Origin of the sequence: Micromonospora sp. AB353, from assembly GCF_049538395.1 — a bacterium.
In the GTDB taxonomy this organism is placed as follows: domain Bacteria; phylum Actinomycetota; class Actinomycetes; order Mycobacteriales; family Micromonosporaceae; genus Micromonospora; species Micromonospora aurantiaca.
The window spans coordinates 1-22408 of record NZ_JBMVFV010000086.1 but is presented as its reverse complement, the minus strand read 5'-3'; the positions used below and the strand labels follow the sequence as shown (position 1 = coordinate 22408).

Here is a 22408-nt window from a genome sequence, read left to right as displayed (position 1 = left end):
GGTGAGGGCGGGAGTGGAGTTGGTGCCGGTCCAGCTGCCGATGAAGCCGAACGTGGTGCTCGCGCCGGCGCCGAGGCGGCCGTTGTAGTCGACGTTGCGAGCCGTGTACGCCGACCCGCTGTTGCTGACGCTCGCGTTCCACGCCTGGGTGACGGACTGGCCGTTGGCGAACGTCCAGCGGACCGTCCAGCCGGTGATCGCGGCGGCTCCGGCGGTCACCTTGACCTCGCCCTGGAAGCCGCCCTGCCACGAGTTCGCGACGGCGTAGGTGGCGGTGCAGCCACCGGACGGCGGGGGCGTGGTGGGCGGCGGCGGGGTCGGACTGACGGTCGGGCTGGTCGTGGGGCTGACGGTGGGGCTGACCGTCGGGCTGGCGGTCGGGGTGGTGCTCGAGTACACCGACGCCTCGCGGGACGTGGCCGCGATGCCGTTGGCGCCGTTGAAGATCCGCTGACCCCAGCTGGTGAGCTGGGCCGGGTTGAACGCGGTGGTCATGTCCAGGTACTCCACGCCGCCACCGTTGCCGCTCCACGACCAGCCGAGGTAGCCGATGCCGTTGGCCTGGGCGTACGCCATGATGGCGTCCTCGTCCGGGTTGCCGTCGGAGTGGTTGAAGCCGAACTCGCCGACCACGATGGGCAGCCCGGCGGCGCGGAACCGGCCCAGGTAGTCGCTGATCTCGGCGGCGGTGTCGAAGACGCCGTACATGTGGATGGAGAAGACGGTGTTGCGCTGCGGGTCGGCGGCGAACACGGTGCCGGCGTTGTCGCGCATGGTGAACGACCAGTCCTGGCCCCAGTTCGGCGCGTCCACCATGATCGTGTGGGTCAGGCCGGCGGCGCGTAGCCGCTTGATCGCGTTCGAGGTGTCGGTGGTCCAGGCGCTGTAGCCCTGGTTGCCGAACGGCTCGTTGCCGATGTTGACGATGACGTACTTCTCCTGGCCCTTGAGCACGTCGGCGATGCTCAGCCAGTAGTCGGTGGCCTTCGCCAGCGTGGTGGCGGCGCCGTCCTCGCCGTACCCGGTGGTGTCGTGCACCTCCAGTACGCAGATCATCCGGTTGGCCTTGCACAGTGAGATCACGTTCGCCACGTCGGCGGCGCTGTTCTTCGTCCAGCGGTCGCCGCTGGACAGCACCACCCGGACGGTGTTCGCGCCGAGCGCCTTGATGTTGGCGAAGGAGCTGGTCTGCTGCGGGTACCAGGTGTGCGCGTGGTTGACCCCGCGCATCACGAACTCGACGCCGCCTGCGTCGTAGAGCCGCCCGTTGGAGACGGAGAACCCGGTGGCGGCGTGGGCCGGCTGCCCGAGGGCGAAGACGGCGGCGAGGGCCGTCAGCAGGGCGGCGCCCGCGACGGAGAGCATTTTCTTCATGGCTGTCCTCAGGGAAGGTCTCCCCCGTGCCCGAGCGGGGGTGCGGTGACGGTGAGAGGGTGGTGGCGGCTGAGCCCGGTAGCCGCCGCCCGGTTCCCGAACGGACGCAGGCATCAGCGTAGGGCGATGGAAGGCTTTAGGCAACCGGTTAAGCGGGACGCGCCGGGAGGCGACGGGGTTTGACCGGCCACACGTACTGAACCGGTTAAGGCGGCTGGCCGGAGGCGGGCGGGGAAGCGGACAGCAGGGTTGACCCGCGCCGGGCGGGGTATCCGGGGACGATCCGCCCGGGAAGGAGACGTGCCATGGTCAACGTCGGTTACACCCTCATGTGCGAGCAGGCCGGCCCGAAGGAACTGGTCGACCACGCCGTACGCGCCGAGGCCGCCGGCTTCGACCATCTGGTCATGTCCGACCACTACTACCCCTGGCTGGAGTCCCAGGGCCACTCCCCGTACGCCTGGTCGGTGCTCGGCGCGGTCGCCCACGCCACCAGCCGGGCCGAGCTGATGTCGTTCGTGACCTGCCCGATCCGGCGGTACCACCCGGCGGTCGTGGCGCAGAAGGCCAGCACCATCGGGGTGCTCTCGGACGGGCGGTTCACGCTGGGCCTCGGCGCCGGGGAGAACCTCAACGAACACGTGGTGGGCGGATGGCCGCACGTGCAGCAGCGGCACGAGATGTTCGAGGAGGCGTTGCAGATCATCCGGCCGCTGCTCAACGGCGAGACGTTGACGTTCTCCGGCAACCACTTCGACGTGCCCGACGCGTACGTCTGGGACCGGCCGGAGCGCCCGGTGCCGATGGCGGTGGCCGCGTCCGGGCGGCAGTCGGCCACCCTCGCAGCCGAGTACGCCGACGCCATGATCTCCACCGACCCGCTGCCGCACCTGATCGACATGTACGAGGAGGCCGGCGGCGCGGGCCGCCCCCGTTACGGGCAGGTCGCCATCTGCTACGGCCCGGACGAGGACGAGTGCCGCAAGATCGTGCACGACCAGTTCCGCTGGTTCGGCCTGGGCTGGAAGGTCAACGCCGACCTGCCCGGCCCGGAGTCGTTCGAGGCGGCCACCCGGTTCGTCCGGGAGGAGGACGTGGCCGAGGGCACCTCCTGCGGCCCGGAAACCGACCGGCACGTCGAGGCGTTCAAGAAGTTCGTCGACGCCGGCTTCACCCACGTCGCGCTGGTCCAGGTGGGCGGCGACAACCAGCCGATGTTCCTCGACTGGGCCCAGGAGGAGCTGCTGCCCCGGCTGCGCGAGCTGTGAGGAGCTGACGGCATGCGTATCGGTAACACCGAGATCCGGCCCGCCGGCGGCGGGCTCGGCTGTCTCTTGATGATCCTCTTCTCGATCGTCGCCTCGGTGGTGCTGACCGTGCTGCTCAACCTGATCGTCTAGAAACGGCCGTGCCGCCGTGCGGGCGGCAACAGAATGAGGCCATGAGCCTGCTGACCGTGCTGCCGCTGGCTTTCGTGATGGTCGCCGGCCCACAGCTGATCAGCGCGGTGTTCCTGGCCGCCAGCCGGGATCCGCGGCGCAGCTCGGTGGCCTACCTGGCCGGCGCCGCACTGGGCACGCTGGTCGCGCTGACCGTCTGGTACGGCGTGTTCCGGGTGATCCGGTACAGCGCCGGCAACGGCACGAAGGACAGCGGCAGCCGGCACCTGATCGACTGGATCGTGCTGGCGCTGCTGGCGGCGCTCATGGTCATCACATTCCTCAGACGCAAGCGGAACCAGCCGCCCGGCTGGATGCGCAAGCTGGAGGACACCCGGCCACCGTTCGCGTTCGGCCTCGGCCTGCTGCTCTTCGTCGCCATGCCCAGCGACGAGGTCACCATGGCGTCGGTCGCCGGCAGCCTGGCCGGCCACGACAAGCCGTGGTGGCACCTGCTGCCGTTCCTGATCCTGACCGTGCTGCTGCTGGCGCTGCCGCTGCTCGCGCTGGTGATGCTGGGCGCGCGTGCCGAACGGCTGCTGCCGAGACTCCGTGACTGGTCCGACGCGCACTCCTGGATCATCAGCGAGCTGGTGATCCTGATCTTCGTGGCGATCGTGGTGTCCGACCTCGTCTAGGTCGGGACGTCCACCTCGGCCAGCACCGGATAGTGGTCCGACGCCGTGTCCGCGTCACCGTCGCGGACCACCCGCACCGCGCGTACCCGGTCGGCCAGCGCCGGGGTGGCGAGCAGGTAGTCCAGCCGCATCCCGGCGAACTCGGCGCCGCCGTGCCGGGTCGGCACGGTCAGGCCGCCGGGCTCGTCACCGCCGGAGCGCGGCCACAGATCCACCAGGCCGGCGTCGAGCAGCCGGGCCACCGCGCGGGTGTCCACGGTACGGCCGTCGCGGCGCAGGTGCCGCCGCCGGTACGTTGTCGCCAGCCCGGCCAGCCGGGCGGTGTGGTCGACGGCGGGCTCCAGCGTGTTCAGGTCCCCGGCGAGCAGGGCCAGCTCTCCCCCGGTACGCCGTAGCGCGGCGGCCAGCCAGTCCGCCTCCATCCGCCGCCGCCCGCCCGAGTAGGGGTACAGGTGGGTGCTCAGCACGGTCAGCGGTCCCGCGCCGGTGGCGACCTGCACCCGGGCGGCGGCGTGGTGGAACGGGCGGCGGACCCGGCCGGCGCGCAGCACCCGCCACGGCGGGCGGACCAGCACCGCCACCGGCTGGCCGAAGCAGGACCGGGCCGGGTACGCCGCCATCCCGAGCCGGTCGGCCAGGCCGTCGAGCGTGGCGTCCATGCCGCGCAGCTCCTGCAACGCCAGCACGTCGGGGCGCTGCGCGGTGACGACCGAGACGATCCGGTCCCGGCGGTCGGCGCCGCCGCCGTCCCGCCCGCCGGTCCGGATGTTCCAGGTCATCACCCGCAGCATCGGCTCAGTCCGGCCGGGCGGCCTTGGCCAGCTCGTCGTCCAACTCGTCGACCTGTTCGGACTCGATCGCCGGCTGATTACCCTCGTAGACGTCGGCGTTGGGCTTGATCACCCAGTACAGCAGCGACAGCCAGAGCGCGCCGAGCAGGATCGCGCCCATGAAGTCGGTCGGGTGGTGCATGCCCCGGTACATCCGGGAGGTGGCCACGCCGACCGGCATCAGCACGGCCATGCCCACGAACAGCCACCGCCACCACCTGTCGGTACGCGGGAACACGATGACCGCCATGGCCACCCAGAGGCAGATGGTGGCCGCGATGTGACCGGACGGGAACGACGAGGTGGGCATCTGCCCGTCCAGGTTCTCCACCGGCGGGCGGGGCCGGTCCACCACCCGGGCGCTGGCCAGGAACAGGCTCAGCTCGCCGAACATCGCCAGCACCACGTACAGCACCGGCCGCCAGCGCCGCCACACGGCCAGCACGATCGGGCAGAACACCAGCGACACCAGCAGGATCGCGTGGGTGTCGCCGAACTTGCTCCACCACCAGCTCAGCTCCGTGAGCGCGTCGGTGTGCCGCTCGGCGAACCAGCGCGGCACCTCGGTGTCGAGCGTGTCGAAGAACGTGCCCTTGGCGTGGTAGCTGACGAACATGCCGAACGCGTAGAGCACACCGAAGACGAGCACCCAGCCGACCAGCAGCTCGGCCACCGCCGAGCGCGGGTGCTCCAGCACCTTCTCCTCGTCCGGCGCGAGCGCCAGCTCCTCGCCCGCCTCCGGTTCCAGGCCCTCGCGCAGCGGCGGCACCGGCCGGCCGCGCTCGCGCCGCCACAGCCGGAAGGCGTACGCGGTGACGCCGAGCCAGGCCGCGCCGAGCAGCCAGCCGCCGATCACGTCGGACACGAAGTGCACGCCCAGCGCGATCCGGGTCAGCCCGACCAGGAAGATCAGCACGCCGGCGACGGCGATGGCCGGCTTGCGCCAGCGCGGCGACATGGCCGGCAGGAACACCAGCAGCAGCGCCCCGTACGCGACGAACGAGCCGAGCGCGTGACCACTGGGGAAGCTGTTCCCCGGCGCGCTGGCGATCGGTACGTCCACCACCGGGCGCAGCCGGCCGACCAGCGCCTTGAGCGACGGATCGAGGATCAGCCCGCCGGCGCCGGTGACGATCAGGTAGACCGCCAGCCGGGACTGGCGGCGGATCAGCAGGCCCACCACCGCGATGCTGACCAGCCAGATCAGCACCGGCCGTCCGCCCAGGTCGGTGATCGCCTGGAGCACTGTGACAAGCGGGCCGTGCGGGGCCACGAGGTTGTTGAACCACTCGGCCGTCTCGTGGTCGGCGTGGTAGAGCGGGCTCCACCGGAACCGGACCAGCATGAGCAGCACGCCGAACCCGACTCCCGCACCGGCCACGGCGAGCAGGCCCGCGAGGCTCCGCTCCGCGAAATGGCTGAGCGGCCGGCTCCCGGCTTCCTTGACCGCGGTCACACCGCACCTCCCTCGTTCTTCTGCGAGGCGCGCTGTACCCGATCGGCGTGTCCCGTACACGCCGCACCGGCGCGGCGTCTCACGCCGGACCGGCGTGGCGTCAGAGCGAGGTCATCTCACCGGTGTCGAACAGCTCCGCCCGCTGCGCCTCCGGCTCCCACAGGTCCGGCTTGGCGGGCTCCTCCACGCCGATGCGCATCGCTTCGAGCTGCGCGGCGAACGCCAGCCCGCCGAACAGCGCGATCCCGGTGAGGTTGGCCCAGAGCAGCAGGGCCATCATGCCGGTCAGCGCACCGTAGGTCTGGCCGAATCCGCCGCTGTACTTCACGTAGGCGGCGAGCAGCAGGCTCGCCAGCCACCAGATCGCGATGGCGATGGACGCGCCGAAGAAGAGCCAGGACAGGCCGGGCTGGCGGCGCCGGGGCGCGTGCCGGAACAGCACCGCGACGGCGAGCACGGTGAGGCCGAGACTCAGCGGCCACCGGATCACGTCCCACCCGGCCATGGCGACGTCGCCCCACTCGTAGTGCCGCCGTACCGAATCGCCCATCGCCCGGCCGCCGACCAGGATCAGGAAGCCCGCAAGCGCGGGCACGCCGGCGACCACCGCGAGGATCGCGGCGCGCAGGTACTTCGCCAGCGCCGGGCGGTCCCGCTCGACGCCGTAGATCCGGTTGGCGCCCCGCTCGATCTGCGCCATCGTCGTGGTCAGCGCGACCAGCCCGGTGAGCAGACCGAGGGTCAGGGCCAGCTCGCCGGCGTCCTCGGTGCGCTCGCTGTCGGTGAGCAGGTCCTGCACCATGGCTTCGCTCTGGCCGGGCGTGATGGCCAGCACCGTGTCGGCGACGACCTTGCCGCCCTCGTCCACACCGAGGTCGGTGATCAGGCCGGTGAGCGCGATCAGGAACGGCACCACGGCCAGGCAGAGCTGCAACGCCAGCGCCCGGGAGTGGCTGAACCCGTCGCCGTAGCGGAACCGGATGAACGCGTCCCGCAGCAGGCACCAGCCGCCGTGCCGGCGCAGTGTGTGCCAGGCGTCGTCGGCGGACAGCTCGTTCTCGGTCATCAACCGGGTCTCGGGGACCAGCTTGGTGCTACTCACGGCGGGCCTCCTCGACCAGGTGCTCTCCGCGCTCACCGGCCGCGTCGGCGTCCACCGCCAGGTCGGGGTGCTCCTCCGGGCGCGGTACGCAGAGCCAGAGCGACTCGGGCCGGATGGTGGCCTTGAGCGACCGGCCCGGCTCGATCAGGTCGCCGTCGAGTTGCCGGGGCTGCGCCCGGGTGCTGGTGATCTCGACCGAGCGGGCCCGGAACACCTCCATCCCCGGCACCCTGTCGCGGCGGCGCAGCACCGCCCAGCCCATCGCGAGCCAGTGGCGCAGCGTACGCGGCGTCAGCACCGCCACGTCGAGCCAGCCGTCGTCCGGTTCGGCCTCGGTGAGCAGGCGTACCCCGCCCTGCAGGCGCCCGACGTTGGCGACCAGGACCGAGCGGGCCCGGCGGCGCAGCGGCGGCTTGCCGTCGATGCGCACCGAGACCCGCATCGGCCGGTCGCGCAGGTGGCGGGCGGCGCCCACCACGTACGCGGGCCAGCCGATCCGCTTCTTCGTGGTCTCGGAGGTGGAGTCGAGCATCTGGGCGTCGAAGCCCATCCCGGCCATCACCGCGAAGCACTTGTCGCCGACCACGCCGACGTCGAGGCGGCGCATCCCCCGCTCGACGGCGACCTCCAGCCCGGCGGCCAGGTCGTTCGAGAGGCCGAGGTTGGCGGCCAGCAGGTTGCCGGTGCCCTGGGGCAGCACCGCGAGCGCCACGTCGGTGCCGGCCAGCGCGGTCACGCAGGCCATCACCGTGCCGTCGCCGCCGCAGGCGAAGACGACCTCCGCTCCCGCCTTCACGGCCTGTTCCGCCTGCCCGCGGCCCGGGTCCTCGACCGTCGTCTCGTACCAGGCCGGGGCCGGCCACCCGGCGGCGGCGAGCGCGCCGTCCACGGTGCGGCGGAACTCGTCCAGGTCGGCGACCTTCACCGGGTTGACCACCACTGCCGAGCGCGGGGTGCGGTTCTCCGCGTTCACCGGGCGCTTGTCGTCTGCACCGTCCACGGCGTCAGTGTGCAGGACACGGGGCGTGACGGCGACCCGGCGCAGCGGGACGTTGCGAGGACCGCAAACAGGTTTGAAATCCGGGTGCGGGTCAGGCCGCCTCGCGCAGCGCCGCGTCGACGCGCCGCCGCAGGTCATCGATGTCCACCCCGGCCTCGGTGAGCACCACGGCGGCCAGGCCGTCGCCCTCGCGCAGCAGGCCGAGCAGGATGTGTTCGGTGCCGATGTGCCGGTGGCGCAGCCGCAGCGCCTCGCGCAGCGACAGCTCCAGCACCTTCTTGGCGCGGGGCGAGAACGCGCCGTGGTGCGTCCCGCGACGCCACCACCGGCGCGGACGCGGAGTCGCCTCGCGCAGCGCGTCGGGGCCGAAGGACTCCTCGATCCGGGCCACTATCGCGGCCAGGTCGATGCCGATCTCGCGCAGTGCCGCGGCGTCCGCCGCGCCGAGCCCGTCCACGCCCTGCGCGGTGTGGCGGCCCACCGCGGCGCGCAGCGCGTCGGCCTGGACGCCACCGGCCGCGAGCAGGCGTACCGCCAGGTTGTCGCGGTCGGCGAGCACGCCCAGCAGCAGGTGTTCGGTGCCGACGGGCCGCCGTCCCTCGGTGCGGGCCTCGTCGAGCGCGTGGTGCACCACGCCGCGGGCCCGGTCGGTGAATCGTTCGAACATCACGCCTCCCAGCTCTCGCGCACCGCCGGTCGTCCGGCGTGCTTCTTGTGGACCGCCTGCCGGCTGACCTCGAGGGCGTCGGCGATCTCCTGCCACGACCAGCCCTGCCGCCGGGCGTTGTCGACCTGGATCACCTCGAGCCGTTCGAGCAGCCGGCGCAGGGCGCGCACGGCGCGCAGGCCGACCTTGGGGTCGGTGCTGCCGGCCGCCGCCGCGAGTTCCGTCGCCTGACTCATGCTGTCAATGTAGGTTGACAGCAACCACCTGTCAACCCTGGTTGACACGCGACCCGGCCTGCCGCTGTCCGGCCCGTCCCGGTGTTACGGTCCGCTGGTGTTCCGCCGCCGTCCGCTGGACCGGCCGGTCGAGTCCGCGCGCCGGCTCACCGCCGGCCGCCTCACCCTGGAGATCGCCGGGGGCAGCGTGGTCGGGCACCGCTACCCGGAGAACTACGACGTGCTGCACGTCGACCCCGAGCTGCCGTTCGCGGTGGTCTGCGACGGGATGGGCGACGGCGAGGGCAGCCGCGTGGCGGGCACGACGGCGGCCCGGACGTTCACCGAGCGGGTCCGCGCCGACTGGCCCGCCGTCGGCGCCGCCGCGCTGCGCGCCGCCGTCGCCGAGACCCAACGGCGGGTACGCCAGGCCGGCGCGGCGCAGCCGGGCCTGACCGGATGCACGCTCACCGCGCTCGTGGTCGAGCCGGACGGCGAGCAGGGCTGGCTGGTGCAGCTCGGCGACTCGCGGGCGTACCGGCTGCGCGACGGGCTGCTGGAACTGGTTACCGTCGACCACACGATGGCCTGGCTCGGCCTGCTGCACGGCTGGTGGCCGGCCGACTCGCCGGAGGCGGCGCGGGCGCGCTACCAGCTGCTGCGCTACGTCGGCCATCCGGACCGCCCCGAACCGGACCTGCTCGCCGTGCCGCTGCGCCGCGGCGACACCTGGCTGCTGTGCACCGACGGCATCAGCGACCAGCTCGGCTACCACCGGCTGCGCGACCTGCTCGCCGCGCGGCGCGACCCGGCACGCACCGTCGAGGCCCTGCTCGCCGCCAGCCTGGACGAGGGCGGCGAGGACAACGCCACAGCCGTCGTGCTGCGCGTCCACCCGGCGCTGCCCGCCCCGCGCTGACCGCCAGTTCCGCCGACCCGCTCCGGCACACCCGGTCCCGCGACTACGGTGAGTGAAAGGCACGGGTCGGGAGGTGAGCCGGGGTGGCCGCACCCAGCCACGGCGCGGTGGTGGTCGGCGTCAGCCGGTCCGAGGCCGATCTGACGGTGGTCCGCACGGCCGCCGCCGAGGCCGCCGCCCACGACCGGCCGCTGCACCTGCTGCACGCGTTCAACTGGGCCGCCACGCCCGGCCCGGCCCCGGCCGGCGGCACCCGCACGGACGCGGAGAACGTGCTGGAGCACGCCGGGCTGGTCGTCGCCGAGTGCGCGCCGCAGGTGCCGGTCAGCGGCCGGATCGTCGAGGGCTCGCCGGTCGAGGCGCTGCTGCGGATCGCCGACACCGCGTTCCTGATCGCGCTCGGTGACGGCGGCATGTCCGCCCACCCGGACCGCGTACCGCACGACACGCCGGCCGTGGACGTGGCCGCCCGGGCCGGTTGCCCGGTGCTTGTCGGACGCACCCAGCCGGCCCCACCCGGGCCGCTGCTCGTCGGCTTCGACGGGTCGCCCAGCTCGCAGGCCGCCCTCGGGTACGCCTTCGACTGCGCGCAGCACCGCGGCGCCCGCCTGCTCGCCGTCCGGGTGATCGAGCCGGGGTCCGGCGACCGCGACGACGGGCGGCTGGAGGAGGCGGTCACCCGGACGGCCCGGCGGTACCCCCGGGTCACCGCCGACTGCGAGACCGTCCACGGTGAGCCGAGGTCCGTCCTGCTCGACCGGTCCCGCGCCGCGCAGCTCGCGGTGGTCGCCGCCTGGGGAGACGGGCCGGTAGGGTCCACTCTGGGCGCGGTCAGCCAGTCCCTGCTCTACCACTCGCCGGCCCCGCTGATCGTCGTACGGGGCGTCCCCGGGGATGCCGGGGACGAGTCATGAGCCCGCGCGAGGCAGGACCTACGACCCTGACCGCCGACCCCCGATGGGGACGACGCTGGACGCGCCGGGGGAGAAGACGTGGTCCCCGAGTGGCAGCCGACCCCGAGCCACGAGAGGCTAAGGCAGCATGGACACCGCGGTGAACCTGCACAGCCCCCTGACCGAAGACGAGCTGCGCCGCCTGGACGCCTACTGGCGCGCGGCGAACTACCTGACCGTCGGCCAGATCTACCTGCTCGACAATCCGCTGCTGCGCGAACCGCTCAGGCCTGAGCACGTCAAGCCGCGCCTGCTGGGCCACTGGGGCACCAGCCCCGGGCTCAACCTGCTCTACACGCACCTCGACCGGGTCATCGTGAACCGGGACCTGTCCGCCATCTTCGTCACCGGCCCCGGCCACGGCGGCCCGGCGCTGGTGGCGAACACCTGGCTGGAGGGCACCTACAGCGAGCTGTACCACCACATCCCCCGGGACGAGACCGGCATGCAGCGGCTGTTCCGGCAGTTCTCCTTCCCGGGCGGCATCCCCAGCCACGTGGCGCCGGAGGTGCCGGGTTCGATCCACGAGGGCGGCGAGCTGGGGTACGCGCTGAGCCACGCGTACGGCGCCGCGTTCGACAACCCGGACCTGCTCGTGGCCTGCGTGATCGGCGACGGCGAGGCGGAGACCGGCCCGCTGGCCGGGAGCTGGCTGTCGAACGTGTTCCTCAACCCGGCCCGCGACGGCGCGGTGCTGCCGATCCTGCACCTCAACGGCTACAAGATCGCCAACCCGACCGTGCTGGACCGGATCCCCGGCGACGACCTGCGGGACATGATGCGCGGCTTCGGCTACCAGCCGTACGTGGTCGAGGGCGACGACCCGGCGACGGTGCACCAACTGCTGGCCGGCACGCTCGACCGCGTGCTCGACGAGATCGCCGCGATCCAGCGCCGGGCCCGGTCCGGCGAGCACGTCGAGCGTCCCCGCTGGCCGATGATCATCCTGCGGACGCCGAAGGGCTGGACCGGCCCGTCCCGGGTCGACGGCAAGCAGGTCGAGGGCACGTTCCGTGCCCACCAGGTGCCGATCTCCGAGGTCCGGGACAACCCGGAGCACCTGGCCGAGCTGGAGCGCTGGCTGCGCAGCTACCGGCCGGAGGAGCTGTTCGACGCCACCGGCGGCCCGGTCGCCGAGGTGGCCGGCCTGCCGCCCACGGGTGACCACCGGATGAGCGCCAACCCGGTCGCCAACGGCGGCCGGCTGCTGCGCAACCTGGAGCTGCCGGACTTCCGGGACTACGCGGTCGACGTACCGACGCCGGGTGAGCCGATGGCCGGCGCGACGGGTGTGCTCGGGCCCTGGGTCCGCGACGTGATCGCCCGCAACCCGGAGACGTTCCGCCTGTTCGGCCCGGACGAGGTCGCCTCGAACCGGCTCGGCGCGGCGTTCGAGGTGACCGACCGCGCGTTCGTGGGCGCCGAGGTGCCCGGCGACGACCACCTCTCCCCCGACGGCCGGGTGATGGAGGTGCTCTCCGAGCACCTGTGCCAGGGCTGGCTGGAGGGCTACCTGCTGACCGGCCGGCACGGCATCTTCACCAGTTACGAGGCGTTCATCCACATCGTCGACTCGATGGTCAACCAGCACGCCAAGTGGCTGAAGGTGACCCGGAACATCCCGTGGCGGGAGCCCGTGGCGTCGCTGAACTACCTGCTGTCCAGCCACGTGTGGCGCCAGGACCACAACGGCTTCTCGCACCAGGATCCGGGCTTCATCGACCACGTGGTGAACAAGAAGGCCGAGGTGGTACGGGTCTACCTGCCGCCGGACGGCAACACCCTGCTGTCCACGATGGATCACTGCCTGCGCAGCCGGCAGTACATCAACGTGGTGGTCGCCGGCAAGCAGCCCGCGCCGAACTGGCTCACCATGGACGAGGCGATCCAGCACTGCCGCCGGGGCCTGGGCATCTGGGACTGGGCCAGCAGCGACGACGGCACCGAGCCGGACGTGGTGCTCGCCTGCGCCGGCGACGTGCCGACGCTGGAGACGCTCGCCGCCGTCGACCTGCTGCGCCGGCACCTGCCGGATCTGAGGGTGCGGGTCGTCAACGTGGTCGACCTGATGCGCCTGCAACCGCCGTCGGAGCACCCGCACGGCCTGCCGGACAACGAGTTCGACACCATCTTCACCCGCGACAGGCCGGTCATCTTCGCCTACCACGGCTACCCGTGGCTGATCCACCGGCTCACCTACCGCCGGACCAACCACGAGAACCTCCACGTGCGCGGCTACAAGGAGGAGGGCACCACCACGACGCCGTTCGACATGGTGATGCTCAACGACCTGGACCGCTTCCACCTGGTCATCGACGTGATCGACCGGGTGCCCGGGCTGCGGTCGCGCGCCGCGCACCTGCGCCAGGACATGGTGGACGCCCGCCAGGCCTGCCGCGACTACACCCGGCGCTACGGCGAGGACGACCCCCGGGTCGCCGAGTGGCGCTGGATCCGCGAGAACGACCCGGCCGTGAGGAGTGGCGAATGAGCGGCGAGGAGATCCTGGTCGGCTACGACGGGTCCGCCGACGCGTCGGTGGCCCTGAACTGGGCGCTGGACGAGGCGGGCCGGTCGGGGCGGCCGGTACGCCTGGCGTACGTCTTCGAGTGGCTGACGGTGACCGGCTGGATCGGCCCCGGTGTGGCGCCGGGGGTGTGGCCGGACGAGGCCGCCCGGCAGCAGGTCGACGAACTGGTCCGCAAGGCGGCGGCGGACGCCGCCGCCGACCGGCCGGGCCTGACCGTGCACGGCGAGGTGTTCGACGGGCCGCCCGCGCTGGTGCTCCAGGAGCGGTCCGCCGACGCCGGGATGCTGGTGCTCGGCAGCCGGGGCCACGGCGGCTTCGGCGGGCTGCTCGCCGGCTCCACGGCGGTCTCGGTCACCGCGCACGCCCACTGCCCGGTGGTGGTGGTCCGCGACGGCCAGGCCGCCACGTCCGGGCCGGTGGTGGTCGGCTCGGACGGCTCGGAGTCGGCGCTGCGGGCGCTCGGCTTCGCCGTCGAGCGGGCCGCACAGCGGGACGTGCCGCTGCGGGTGCTGCGGGCCTGGGAGCCGCCTGGTGACAGGTGGGTGCCGCCGGACTTCGACCCGGAGCAGGTCGCCGCGAGCGAGCGGGCCGCCGCCGAGGCGGAACTGGCGACGTGGCGGGAGAGCTTCCCCGACGTGCCGGTCGAGATCGAGGCGGTACCCGGCAGCGCGTCCGCGCTGCTGGTGGAGGCGAGCCGGTCGGCGCAGCTCGTGGTGGTCGGCAGCCGGGGCCGGGGCGGCCTGCGCGGCATGCTGCTCGGCTCGGTCAGCCAGCAGCTCATCCAGCACTCGCACTGCCCGGTCGCCGTGGTACGCGAGCGCTGACTCAGCGGCCGGGCGCGGTCGAGCCGTCCTCCGGGTTGAGCGAGAAGTAGTCCTCCTCCTCCTGGGCGAGGTGCAGGCGCAGCACCGCGTCCAGGCCGTAGAGCGCGGCGAGCAGGTCGGGCACCTCGTCACGGCGCAGCCGGCCGTCCGGCTGCGCCGTGAGGTGCCCGCCGATCCGCTCCACCAGCCGCACGATCTCCACGTGCGCCCGGCTCATCGTGGAGGTCGCCTCGTCGCTGCCGAGCGGCCCGGCCAGCGCCGGGTAGAGCTGCCGGTCCTCGGCCGCCTCGTGCGGCAGCACCTCGTCGACCAGGCGCCGGTGCACCTCGCGCAGCGCCGGCAGGCACGCCGGGTCGTCCGGGCGGGTCGCCACCATGTCGGCGGTGTCCCGCAGCCGGGCGAGCACGTCGCGGACGCCGCTGTGCTCGCCCGCGTACCGGTCGAGCAGCTCGCGGGTGTGCGCCGGCAGGTCCCGCCGCCGCAGGCCGCCGCCGAGCGCGCGCAACGCGTTGAGGATCACCAGGACGTCGATGCCCTCCTGGAGGAACGCGCCGGCCACCGGGGGCAGCCGGCCCGCCGCGGCCACCAGCATCGCCAGCACCGCCAGTCCCATGCCGACGGTGGCGCTCTGCACCGCGATGCGGCGGGCGTACCGGGCGATCTCGACGGCGTCGGCGAGCCGGTCCAGCCGGTCCACGGTGAGCACCGCGTCGGCCACGTCCGCCGAGGCGGTCGCCCCGGTCGCGCCCATCGCCACCCCGACGTGCGCCTCGGCCAGCGCCGGCGCGTCGTTCACGCCGTCGCCGACCATCACGGTCACCGCGTGCGCCGACTCCTGGCGTACCCGATCGGCCTTCTCCTGCGGCGAGCACCGCGCGATCACGTCGTCCACGCCCACGATCTGCGCGACCTGCCGGGCCGTGCCCGGGCGGTCGCCGGTCACCATGACCAGGCGCTCCAAGCCCGCCTCACGCAGCCGCCGCACGGTCCGGCGGGCGTCCGGACGGACCGGATCCTCCAGCAGGATCGCGCCCAGCGGCCCCCGGTCGTCGCTGACCCACACCGCGGAACGCCCGGCCCGTTCGGCGCGTTCACCGAGCCGGCCCGCCCACTCGGGCAGTTCCCCGGCGAGCTGCCCGACGTGCACCATCCGCCCGTCAACGCGGCCACTCACCCCGTGCCCCGGCTCCTCGGTGACCTGCGCCGGCTCGGCCAGCGCCAGACCGCGCTCGCGGGCCTGCCGGACCAGCGCGGCGGCCAGCACGTGCGGGGAGAGCTGCTCGACCGAGGCGGCCAGCCGCAGCACCTCGTCCCGGTCGCCGCCGGGCGCCACCACCACCTCCGCCGCCCGGGGCCGCCCGGCGGTGAGCGTGCCGGTCTTGTCCAGCAGCAGGGTACGGGCGCGGCCGAGCTGTTCCAGCGACCCGCCGTCCCGGACCAGCACACCGCGCCGGGCCACCCGGGACAGCCCGGACACCACGGCGATCGGGGTCGCCAGCAGCAGCGGGCACGGGGTGGCCACCACGAGCACCGCGACCGCCCTGGTGAACTCGCCGGACAGCAGCCACGCCAACCCGGCCAGCACCAGCGTGAACGGCACGAACGCGGCGGCGTACCGGTCGGCCAGCCGTACCATCGGGGCCTTGCGGGCGGTGGCCTCGCCGGCCAGGCGGACGATGCCCGCGTAGGTGCTCTCCGCCGCGTTGCGGCTGGCCCGCAGCCCGAAGCCGGCGCCCGCGTTGACGACGCCGCTGGCGACCTGCTCCCCGGCCGCGCGGGTGACCAGCTGCGACTCGCCGGTGACCACCGACTCGTCGAGCGTCGCCGCCTCCTCGACCACGCCGTCCACGGGCACCACGTCGCCCGGCCCGACCACGAGGCGGTCCCCCACCTCGACGCGGTCCAGCGGCACCACCTCGATCCCGCCGTCCGGGGTGCGCCGCCGCGCCTGCCGGGGCGCGCGTTCCAGCAGCGCCCGCAGGTCACGGGTGGCGCGGCGCTGCGCGTACTCCTCCAGCGCCCGCCCGGTCGCGACCATCACCGCGATCACGGCACCGGCCAGGAACTCCCGCACCAGCAGCGCGCCGAGCAGCGCCAGCACCGCGATGACGTCCACCCCGAACTGTCGCAGCCACAGCTGGCGCAGCGTCGTCCAGGCCGCCGGCACCAGGGCCACCACCGTGACCGCCGCCCAGACCAGCCGCGCGGCGTCGGGCACGCCGGCGAACCACAGCGCCGCACCGGCCAGCACGGCCACGGTGAGCAGCACCAGCGGCGCCCACTCGGCCCGGGCCCACCGCCGGGCGCGGGCCGGCTGCTCGGGTACGCACTCGCGTGGCTCGGTCCCCACGTGTGGATCGTCTCAGCCCGGACGTGGGACGGGCGGGGCGATGCGGGTAATCCGGGGGATGGAACGGCGTCCCCACCCGCCCGTGGGGCACGATGGGGAAAACAGGAAAGGTCGTGACGATGAGCCACGAGACGCCGGCCGGCGATCGCCCGTTGACCACCGCGCTCGCGGAGGCCGCCGGAATGGCCGGCCACGCCCCCTCGGTGCACAACACGCAGCCGTGGCACTGGACGGTCCTGCCCGACGCGCTGGAGCTGCGGGTGGTCCGCGAACGGCACCTCAGCGCCCTGGACCCGGAAGGGCACCTGCTGGTGGTGAGCTGCGGCGCCGCGCTGCACCACGCCCGGGTGGCGCTGGCCGCCGAAGGCTGGACCCCGGTGGTGGAACGGCTGCCCGACTCGAAGGAACCCGACCTGTTGGCCCGGATCACCAGCCTGAAGCACACCGGCGCCGACCCCGACGCCATGCGCGTCGTGCAGTGCATGCAGGTGCGGCACACCGACCGGCGGCCGGTCAGCGACGAGCCGATCCCCAACGCCGCGCTGAACGACATCGACCGGGCCGCCACGCTGGAGGGGGTGAACCTGCAACTGCTCGACGACACCCAGAAGATCCAGCTCGCCGGCGCCGCCCAGCAGGCCGCCGCCGTCGAGGCGGACAGCCCGGAGCTGCGCGAGGAACTCGCGTACTGGACCAGCCGGGCCGGCACCGGCACCGGGCTGCCGCCGGAGGTGCTGCCCGAGCAGGCGCCGCAGACGACCGTTCCGGCCCGCGACTTCGGCCGCGCCGGTTCGCTGCCGATCGGGCCCGGCCACGACAAGGCCGCCGTCTACGGGATCCTGTGGGGCTCCGACGACGAGACGATGAGCTGGCTGCGCGCCGGTGAGGCGCTCTCCGCCGCGTGGCTCACCGCCACCCGGCACGGGGTGTCGCTGGTGCCGCTGTCCGGTGTGGTGGAGGTCGAGGGCACCCGCGAGGTGCTCCGGCAGATGCTCTCCGGACTGGGGTTCCCGTACATCAGCATGCGGCTCGGCCTGGCCGACCCGACGCACGCCGGCCCCCCGCACACGCCCCGGCTGGACGTCACGCAGACGGTCGACACCTCGGCGGTCCGCGACCGGCTCGCCTGACCGGTCTCGATCACGGCGGTCACCGGGCGATACCATCGCCGGGTGGCCGCCGCACCCCAGTCCCGGCACGAGCACCTCACGCCGTCGCTCGGGCTGACCCCGCTGTCCCGTGTCCGCCTGGACGAACTGCTCCAGGAGATGCTCGACCGCGTCGGCGAGGTGGTCACCAGCCGCGAGCGGCTACGGGCCCTGCTGGACGCGGTCGTCGGCATCGGGTCCGACCTCGATCTGCGCAGCACGCTGCAGCGGATCGTGCAGTCGGCGTGCGAGCTGGCCGGCGCCCGCTACGGCGCGCTCGGCGTCATCGGCCCCGACCGCATGCTGCACGACTTCATCGTCCACGGCATCAGCCCCGAGCTGCACGCGAAGATCGGCGAACTGCCGCACGGGCGGGGTGTACTCGGCCTGCTCATCGACGACCCGAAGCCGGTCCGCATGCCGGACATCACCAAGCACCCCAACTCGTACGGCTTCCCGCCCCACCACCCGCCGATGCACAGCTTCCTCGGCGTGCCGGTACGCATCCGCGACCACGTCTGGGGCAACCTCTACCTGGCCGAGAAGCAGGGCGCGGCCGAGTTCACCGAGGACGACGAGGAGATCGTGGTGGCGCTGGCCGCCGCGGCCGGTGTGGCGATCGAGAACGCCCGTCTCTACGCGCTGGCGCACCGGCGGGAACGCTGGCTCGCCGCCGCCGCGGAGATCACCGCGGTGCTGCTCGGTGAGGTACGCCGTACCGACGCGCTGACGCTCGTGGCCCGCCGTGCCCGCGAGGTCGCCGAGGCCGAACTGGCGCTGGTGCTGCTCTACGACGAGGACGAGGCGCAGTTCACGGTCGAGGTCGTCGACGGTGCCGACCCGGTCGCCCGGGAACTGGTCGGCGCGGTGCTGCCGGCCGCCGAGACCAGCTTCGCCGCATCCGTCACGCAGGGCCGTCACGACCAGGTCGAGGATCTCGCCGCCGCCGCGCCCTGGCCCCGGCCGGTGGTCGCCGGGCCCGCAGTGGTGTCCCCGCTCGCCGCCGCGGACACGCTGCACGGTGTCCTGGTGATCGGCTACCGGCCCGACCACGGGCCCGCCGCCGACGACGACCTGGCGCTGCTCGCCAGCTTCGCCGGGCAGGCCGCGTTGGCGATGGAACGCGCCCGCGGGCAGGAGGAGCGGGAACTGCTGGTGGTCCTGGAGGACCGCGAACGCATCGCCCGCGACCTGCACGACGTGGTGATCCAGCGGTTGTTCGCCACCGGCCTGCAACTGCAGAGCGGCGCGATGAACGCGCGTCCCGAGGCCGCCAAGCGGATCAACCAGGCCGTCGACGATCTGGACGCCACCATCCGCGACATCCGTCGCACCATCTTCGAGCTGCGCACCCCGATGAGCGCGGCGCTGCGCACCGAGATCCGTGAGGCGATCGAGGTGGCCGCCGAGTCGCTCGGCTACCGGCCCGAGCTGGAACTGATCGGCCCGATCGACAGCGCCGTCCCGGACGACCTGCGCCCCGAACTCACCGCCGTGCTGCGCGAGGCGCTCTCCAACGCGGTACGCCACGCGCAGGCCGGCCGGGTGTCGGTGCGCGTCCGCGTCGACTCCGGCCGCGTCGAGATCACCGTCACCGACGACGGGATCGGCTGCGACCCGGAGGCGGCCCGCAGCGGCCTGGTCAACCTGCGGGAACGGGCCGAGCGGCTGGGCGGCGAGTTCGCGCTGCGCCGGGCCGAGCCGCGCGGCACCGAGGTGCGCTGGAGCGTCCCGCTCGACTGACCGGCGTCAGGTGTTCTTGCCGAGCAGCCGGGTGGCCAGCACCGCCGCCTGGGTACGCCGCTCCAGGCCGAGCTTCGCCAGCACGCTGGAGACGTAGTTCTTCACCGTCTTCTCGGCCAGGAACATCTTCCCGGCGATCTCCCGGTTGGTGAGCCCCTCCGCCACGTACTCCAGGATCCGCCGCTCCTGCTCGGTCAGCGACTTCAGCTCCCGGGGCTGCTCCACACCGCTGCGGATGCGCTCCAGCACACGGGTGGTGATCGCCGGGTCGAGCAGCGACTGCCCGGCCGCCACCCGGCGGACCGCGTCCACCAGGTCGGTGCCGCGGATCTGCTTGAGCACGTACCCGGCGGCGCCGGCCATGATCGCCGCGAAGAGCGCCTCGTCGTCCTCGTACGAGGTGAGGATCAGCCCCTTGATCGAGGAGTCCACGGCGCGGACGTCCCGGCACACGTCGATGCCGTTGCCGTCGGGCAGCCGGGCGTCGAGGATCGCCACGTCGGGGCGCAGCGCCGGAATGCGGCGCGCCGCCTCCTGGGCCAGGCCGGACTCGCCGACCACCTCGATGTCGCCGCTGCTCTGCAGCAGGTCGGCAAGGCCACGACGGACGACCTCGTGGTCGTCGAGCAGGAACACCCGGATCATCAGTCCTTTCTACAGGCTTTCCCGCCCCCGTAGCACGGGTCGAAAGTCCCGTCCTGCGCGCGCCGGCCGGGACCGACGGCCGGGCCCAGGTGGGGACCTCCGGCCCTGCTCACCGCGACGCCCGCTGACGCACCGTAGTGGTGTACCCGGCCGGGGGAGCCGGCGCCGCACGAGAGGGAGCAGCACCATGACGACCGAATACACCGCCGAGCAACTGCGGGCCGCGGTCGCCGACGCGGTCCGGGCCCCGTCACTGCACAACACCCAGCCGTGGCGGTTCCGGCTCGTCGACGGCGGCATCGAGGTGTCCGTCGACCCGCTGCGCGGCCTGCCCGCCACCGACCCGACCGGCTGGGGCGCACGGATCGCCGCCGGAGCGGCCCTGTTCAACCTGCGGCTGGCGCTCGCCGTGGCGGGCACCCCGGCCACGGTCCGGCTGCGCCCGTACCCCGCCGACCCGGACGTCGTGGCCCGGCTGGTGCCGGACGTGCCGCGCCGTCCCACCCCGGTCGAGCAGAGCCTGTACGGGGCGATCGGCCACCGGTTCAGCAACCGCGCGCCGTTCTGGCCCGACCCGGTGCCCGCCGAGGCCCGCTGGCGGCTCGGCGAGGCGGCCCGCGCCGAGCAGTGCTGGCTGGAACTGGTGATCGGCACCAGCGCCGTCAACGCCGTCGCCGAGGTCGCCCGCAGCGCCCACCGCGTGCTGGAACGCGACCCCGCGTACGTGGCCGAGCGGGCCGAGTGGATCCGCTCCGAGCCGGCCCCGGACGGCGTGCCGACCGGCGCCGGCGGGCCGCAGAGCGAACCGCAGGACCTGCTGCCGCAGCGCGGCTTCGGCGGACGCAACCGCGCCCCCGGCCGCGACTTCGAGCCGGAGCCGCTGGTCGCGGTGCTCGGCTCGGCCGGCAACACCTCGGCGGATCAGATCCTGGCCGGGCAGGCGTTGCAGCGGGTGCTGCTCACCGCCACGGACGCCGGGCTGAGCGTGTCGATGCTGTCCCAGCCGATCGAGGTGCCCGCCGCACGGGAGGCGCTGCGGATGTCGCTGGGCCGGTTCGGCACCCCGCAGATGGTGATGCGGATCGGGTACGGCCAGCCGGGTCGCGCCACCCCGCGCCGCTCGGTCGAGGAGGTGCTCGACCTGCCGGTCGTGCCGGCCTGACCCGTACCCTCCGCAGGGCCACGCCGGCCGCGCGGCCCTGCCCGTTCCGGTCGTGCGGGCCGAGGCCCGGCTGTTCGGGCCCGGCTGGGGCAGTGCGGGCCTGCTCCGGGTCAGGCCGGGAGCGCGGCCAGCAGGGCGGCTTCCCGCTCCGGCGCCAGCCCGACCGGTGCGCGCGCCGGCCGCCCCGCCCGGTCCGGCACGCGCCCCACCTCGCGCAGCCACCGCCAGGTGTCGGCGACCGTCTCGGTCACCGGCCGGCAGACCAGCCCCGCCGCGTACGCCCGTTCCACGTCCCGCTCCTGCAACCACCGGTACTCGTGCCCGCGCGGGATCCACACCGGCAGGTCGTTCCACGGCTCCACCCCCGCGGCCAGGATCGGCTCCGGCGCGGTCCACCGCAGCGTCGCGTCCGACCCGGTCACCGCCACCGCCGCGTCGAGCAGGTCACCCATCGTCGCGTGCCCGGTGCGACCCACCACGTTGTACGCCCCGCCGACGCCCTCGGCGCCCCGGTCCAGCAGCCAGGTCGCCAGATCCCGGACGTCCACGTACTGGATCGGCAGGTCACGCGGCCCCGGCGCCAGCACGTCCCCGCCCCGGGCGACCCGGTTCAGCCACCACGGCAGCCGCCCGATGTCCTCCCCCGGCCCGAGGATCAGCCCGGCGCGTGCCAGCAGCGCCCGGTCACCGAACACCCGCGTCGCGGCGAGTTCCCCGCCTGCCTTGTTCGCCGGGTAGTCACCGTCGTCGGCGTCCACGTCGGCCGCCACTGTGGGCGCCTCCTCGCCGCTGCCCGGCGCGACGGGTGGCGCGTACACCGATCCGCTGGACACGTAGACGTAGTGCGGCACCGCGTCGACGAGCGCCGACGCCGCGTCCCGTACCGCCCGGGGCGCGCCGTCCCACGTGTCCACCACTAGGTCCCACTCGCCGCCGGTGAGCGCGGCCAGCCCGTCCGGCGCGGTCCGGTCACCCCGCAACCGGTGTACGCCGTCCGGCACCCGCCCGTGCACACCCCGGTTGAACACTGTCACCTGCCAGTCGCGGCGTACCGCCTCGGCCACGACCGCACCACCGACAAAGCCCGTACCGCCAAGCATGAGGAGTCGCATGCGTCCCAGCGTGCCGCCGCGCGTCGGGTACGGCTGCCCTGTTTCACGGTCAGCGGATCTGCCAACGGCAGAACCCAGCCCTCCCGTCACTGAGCAACACCCCGCCCCAACCTGTCCCGCGCCGTCCGGTCACCGTCGATCTTGGACTTATGGCGCCTCGGATGCCCGGTTAGCGCAGTTCGCGAGGTGCCACAACTCCAAGGTCGACGAGTTCACCCCCACCCCTGGGCGACATAGCCCAGCCGGCCCCGTCGACCCGCCCCAACCTGGTTGATCATGAAGTTGACGGCATTCGGTGTCC

The 22408-nt window shown here is 73.6% G+C and carries 19 protein-coding genes; 9 read left to right on the top strand and 10 right to left on the bottom strand.

From position 1 onward, the window contains the following. A partial coding sequence (locus tag ACPCK6_RS25425) for a cellulase family glycosylhydrolase (RefSeq protein WP_423482434.1) occupies nt 1–1374 on the bottom strand: 1374 nt, incomplete at its 3' end. A gap of 305 nt (nt 1375–1679) precedes the next feature. On the opposite strand from ACPCK6_RS25425, the gene ACPCK6_RS25420 reads away from it, so the two are divergent. After that, nucleotides 1680–2642 carry a TIGR03557 family F420-dependent LLM class oxidoreductase gene (locus ACPCK6_RS25420; protein WP_423482433.1) on the top strand — a complete coding sequence of 321 codons (963 nt, stop codon included), beginning with the start codon at nt 1680–1682 and terminating at the stop codon, nt 2640–2642. A gap of 173 nt (nt 2643–2815) precedes the next feature. Beyond that, a complete protein-coding gene (locus ACPCK6_RS25415) occupies nt 2816–3451 on the top strand; it encodes a GAP family protein (RefSeq protein ID WP_396883988.1) in 636 nt (211 codons plus the stop codon). Here ACPCK6_RS25415 and ACPCK6_RS25410 read toward each other — a convergent pair. From ACPCK6_RS25410 to ACPCK6_RS25385, 6 genes are all read right to left on the bottom strand, one after another. Further along, complete coding sequence (locus ACPCK6_RS25410; protein WP_396883989.1) at nt 3448–4242, bottom strand: endonuclease/exonuclease/phosphatase family protein; 795 nt, start codon at nt 4240–4242, stop codon at nt 3448–3450. The genes ACPCK6_RS25415 and ACPCK6_RS25410 overlap by 4 nt on opposite strands. Nucleotides 4243–4246: 4 nt before the next feature. Next, the gene (locus tag ACPCK6_RS25405; RefSeq protein WP_423482432.1) at nt 4247–5737 is read right to left on the bottom strand and encodes a phosphatase PAP2 family protein; all 1491 of its coding nucleotides are present in this window, start codon (nt 5735–5737) and stop codon (nt 4247–4249) included. A gap of 100 nt (nt 5738–5837) precedes the next feature. After that, a complete protein-coding gene (locus ACPCK6_RS25400; protein WP_396883991.1) occupies nt 5838–6839 on the bottom strand; it encodes a YihY/virulence factor BrkB family protein in 1002 nt (333 codons plus the stop codon). Beyond that, complete coding sequence (locus tag ACPCK6_RS25395) at nt 6832–7839, bottom strand: diacylglycerol/lipid kinase family protein (protein WP_318333126.1); 1008 nt, start codon at nt 7837–7839, stop codon at nt 6832–6834. The genes ACPCK6_RS25400 and ACPCK6_RS25395 overlap by 8 nt, the downstream gene beginning before the upstream one ends. 91 nt (nt 7840–7930) lie before the next feature. Continuing rightward, nucleotides 7931–8506: a Clp protease N-terminal domain-containing protein gene (locus ACPCK6_RS25390; protein WP_423482431.1), complete on the bottom strand. Its 576-nt coding sequence runs from the start codon at nt 8504–8506 to the stop codon at nt 7931–7933. Beyond that, complete coding sequence (locus ACPCK6_RS25385) at nt 8506–8742, bottom strand: helix-turn-helix domain-containing protein (RefSeq protein WP_423482430.1); 237 nt, start codon at nt 8740–8742, stop codon at nt 8506–8508. Before ACPCK6_RS25385 ends, ACPCK6_RS25390 begins: the two co-directional genes overlap by 1 nt. 97 nt (nt 8743–8839) lie before the next feature. Between ACPCK6_RS25385 and ACPCK6_RS25380 the strand changes: the two genes are divergently transcribed. The 4 genes from ACPCK6_RS25380 to ACPCK6_RS25365 all read left to right on the top strand — a co-directional run bounded on the left by ACPCK6_RS25380 (nt 8840) and on the right by ACPCK6_RS25365 (nt 13947). After that, the gene (locus ACPCK6_RS25380; RefSeq protein ID WP_423482429.1) at nt 8840–9640 is read left to right on the top strand and encodes a PP2C family protein-serine/threonine phosphatase; all 801 of its coding nucleotides are present in this window, start codon (nt 8840–8842) and stop codon (nt 9638–9640) included. An 83-nt stretch (nt 9641–9723) separates the two neighbouring features. Beyond that, nucleotides 9724–10554, top strand: coding sequence for a universal stress protein (locus ACPCK6_RS25375; protein ID WP_423482428.1), 831 nt, complete (start codon nt 9724–9726; stop codon nt 10552–10554). Between the two features lie 127 nt (nt 10555–10681). After that, nucleotides 10682–13084, top strand: coding sequence for a phosphoketolase family protein (locus ACPCK6_RS25370; protein WP_396883996.1), 2403 nt, complete (start codon nt 10682–10684; stop codon nt 13082–13084). Beyond that, on the top strand, nt 13081–13947 hold the full coding sequence (locus ACPCK6_RS25365) for a universal stress protein (protein ID WP_396883997.1): 867 nt from the start codon (nt 13081–13083) through the stop codon (nt 13945–13947). The genes ACPCK6_RS25370 and ACPCK6_RS25365 overlap by 4 nt, the downstream gene beginning before the upstream one ends. Nucleotide 13948: 1 nt before the next feature. On the opposite strand, the gene ACPCK6_RS25360 is transcribed toward ACPCK6_RS25365, so the two are convergent. Beyond that, nucleotides 13949–16297: a heavy metal translocating P-type ATPase gene (locus tag ACPCK6_RS25360; RefSeq protein WP_423482427.1), complete on the bottom strand. Its 2349-nt coding sequence runs from the start codon at nt 16295–16297 to the stop codon at nt 13949–13951. Nucleotides 16298–16416: 119 nt separating this feature from the next. On the opposite strand from ACPCK6_RS25360, the gene ACPCK6_RS25355 reads away from it, so the two are divergent. Together ACPCK6_RS25355 and ACPCK6_RS25350 are read left to right on the top strand one after the other, a co-directional pair. Further along, nucleotides 16417–17427: an Acg family FMN-binding oxidoreductase gene (locus ACPCK6_RS25355; protein WP_423482426.1), complete on the top strand. Its 1011-nt coding sequence runs from the start codon at nt 16417–16419 to the stop codon at nt 17425–17427. A gap of 93 nt (nt 17428–17520) precedes the next feature. Further along, nucleotides 17521–19188 carry a sensor histidine kinase gene (locus ACPCK6_RS25350; RefSeq protein ID WP_423482435.1) on the top strand — a complete coding sequence of 556 codons (1668 nt, stop codon included), beginning with the start codon at nt 17521–17523 and terminating at the stop codon, nt 19186–19188. A 6-nt stretch (nt 19189–19194) separates the two neighbouring features. Here the strand turns inward: ACPCK6_RS25350 and ACPCK6_RS25345 are convergent, their stop codons facing one another. Beyond that, the gene (locus tag ACPCK6_RS25345) at nt 19195–19833 is read right to left on the bottom strand and encodes a response regulator (protein ID WP_013284884.1); all 639 of its coding nucleotides are present in this window, start codon (nt 19831–19833) and stop codon (nt 19195–19197) included. A 187-nt stretch (nt 19834–20020) separates the two neighbouring features. On the opposite strand from ACPCK6_RS25345, the gene ACPCK6_RS25340 reads away from it, so the two are divergent. After that, nucleotides 20021–20995: an Acg family FMN-binding oxidoreductase gene (locus ACPCK6_RS25340; protein ID WP_194802571.1), complete on the top strand. Its 975-nt coding sequence runs from the start codon at nt 20021–20023 to the stop codon at nt 20993–20995. 110 nt (nt 20996–21105) lie between these two features. Here the strand turns inward: ACPCK6_RS25340 and ACPCK6_RS25335 are convergent, their stop codons facing one another. Next, complete coding sequence (locus tag ACPCK6_RS25335; protein ID WP_423482425.1) at nt 21106–22107, bottom strand: NAD-dependent epimerase/dehydratase family protein; 1002 nt, start codon at nt 22105–22107, stop codon at nt 21106–21108. Between the last annotated feature and the right edge of the window lie 301 nt (nt 22108–22408).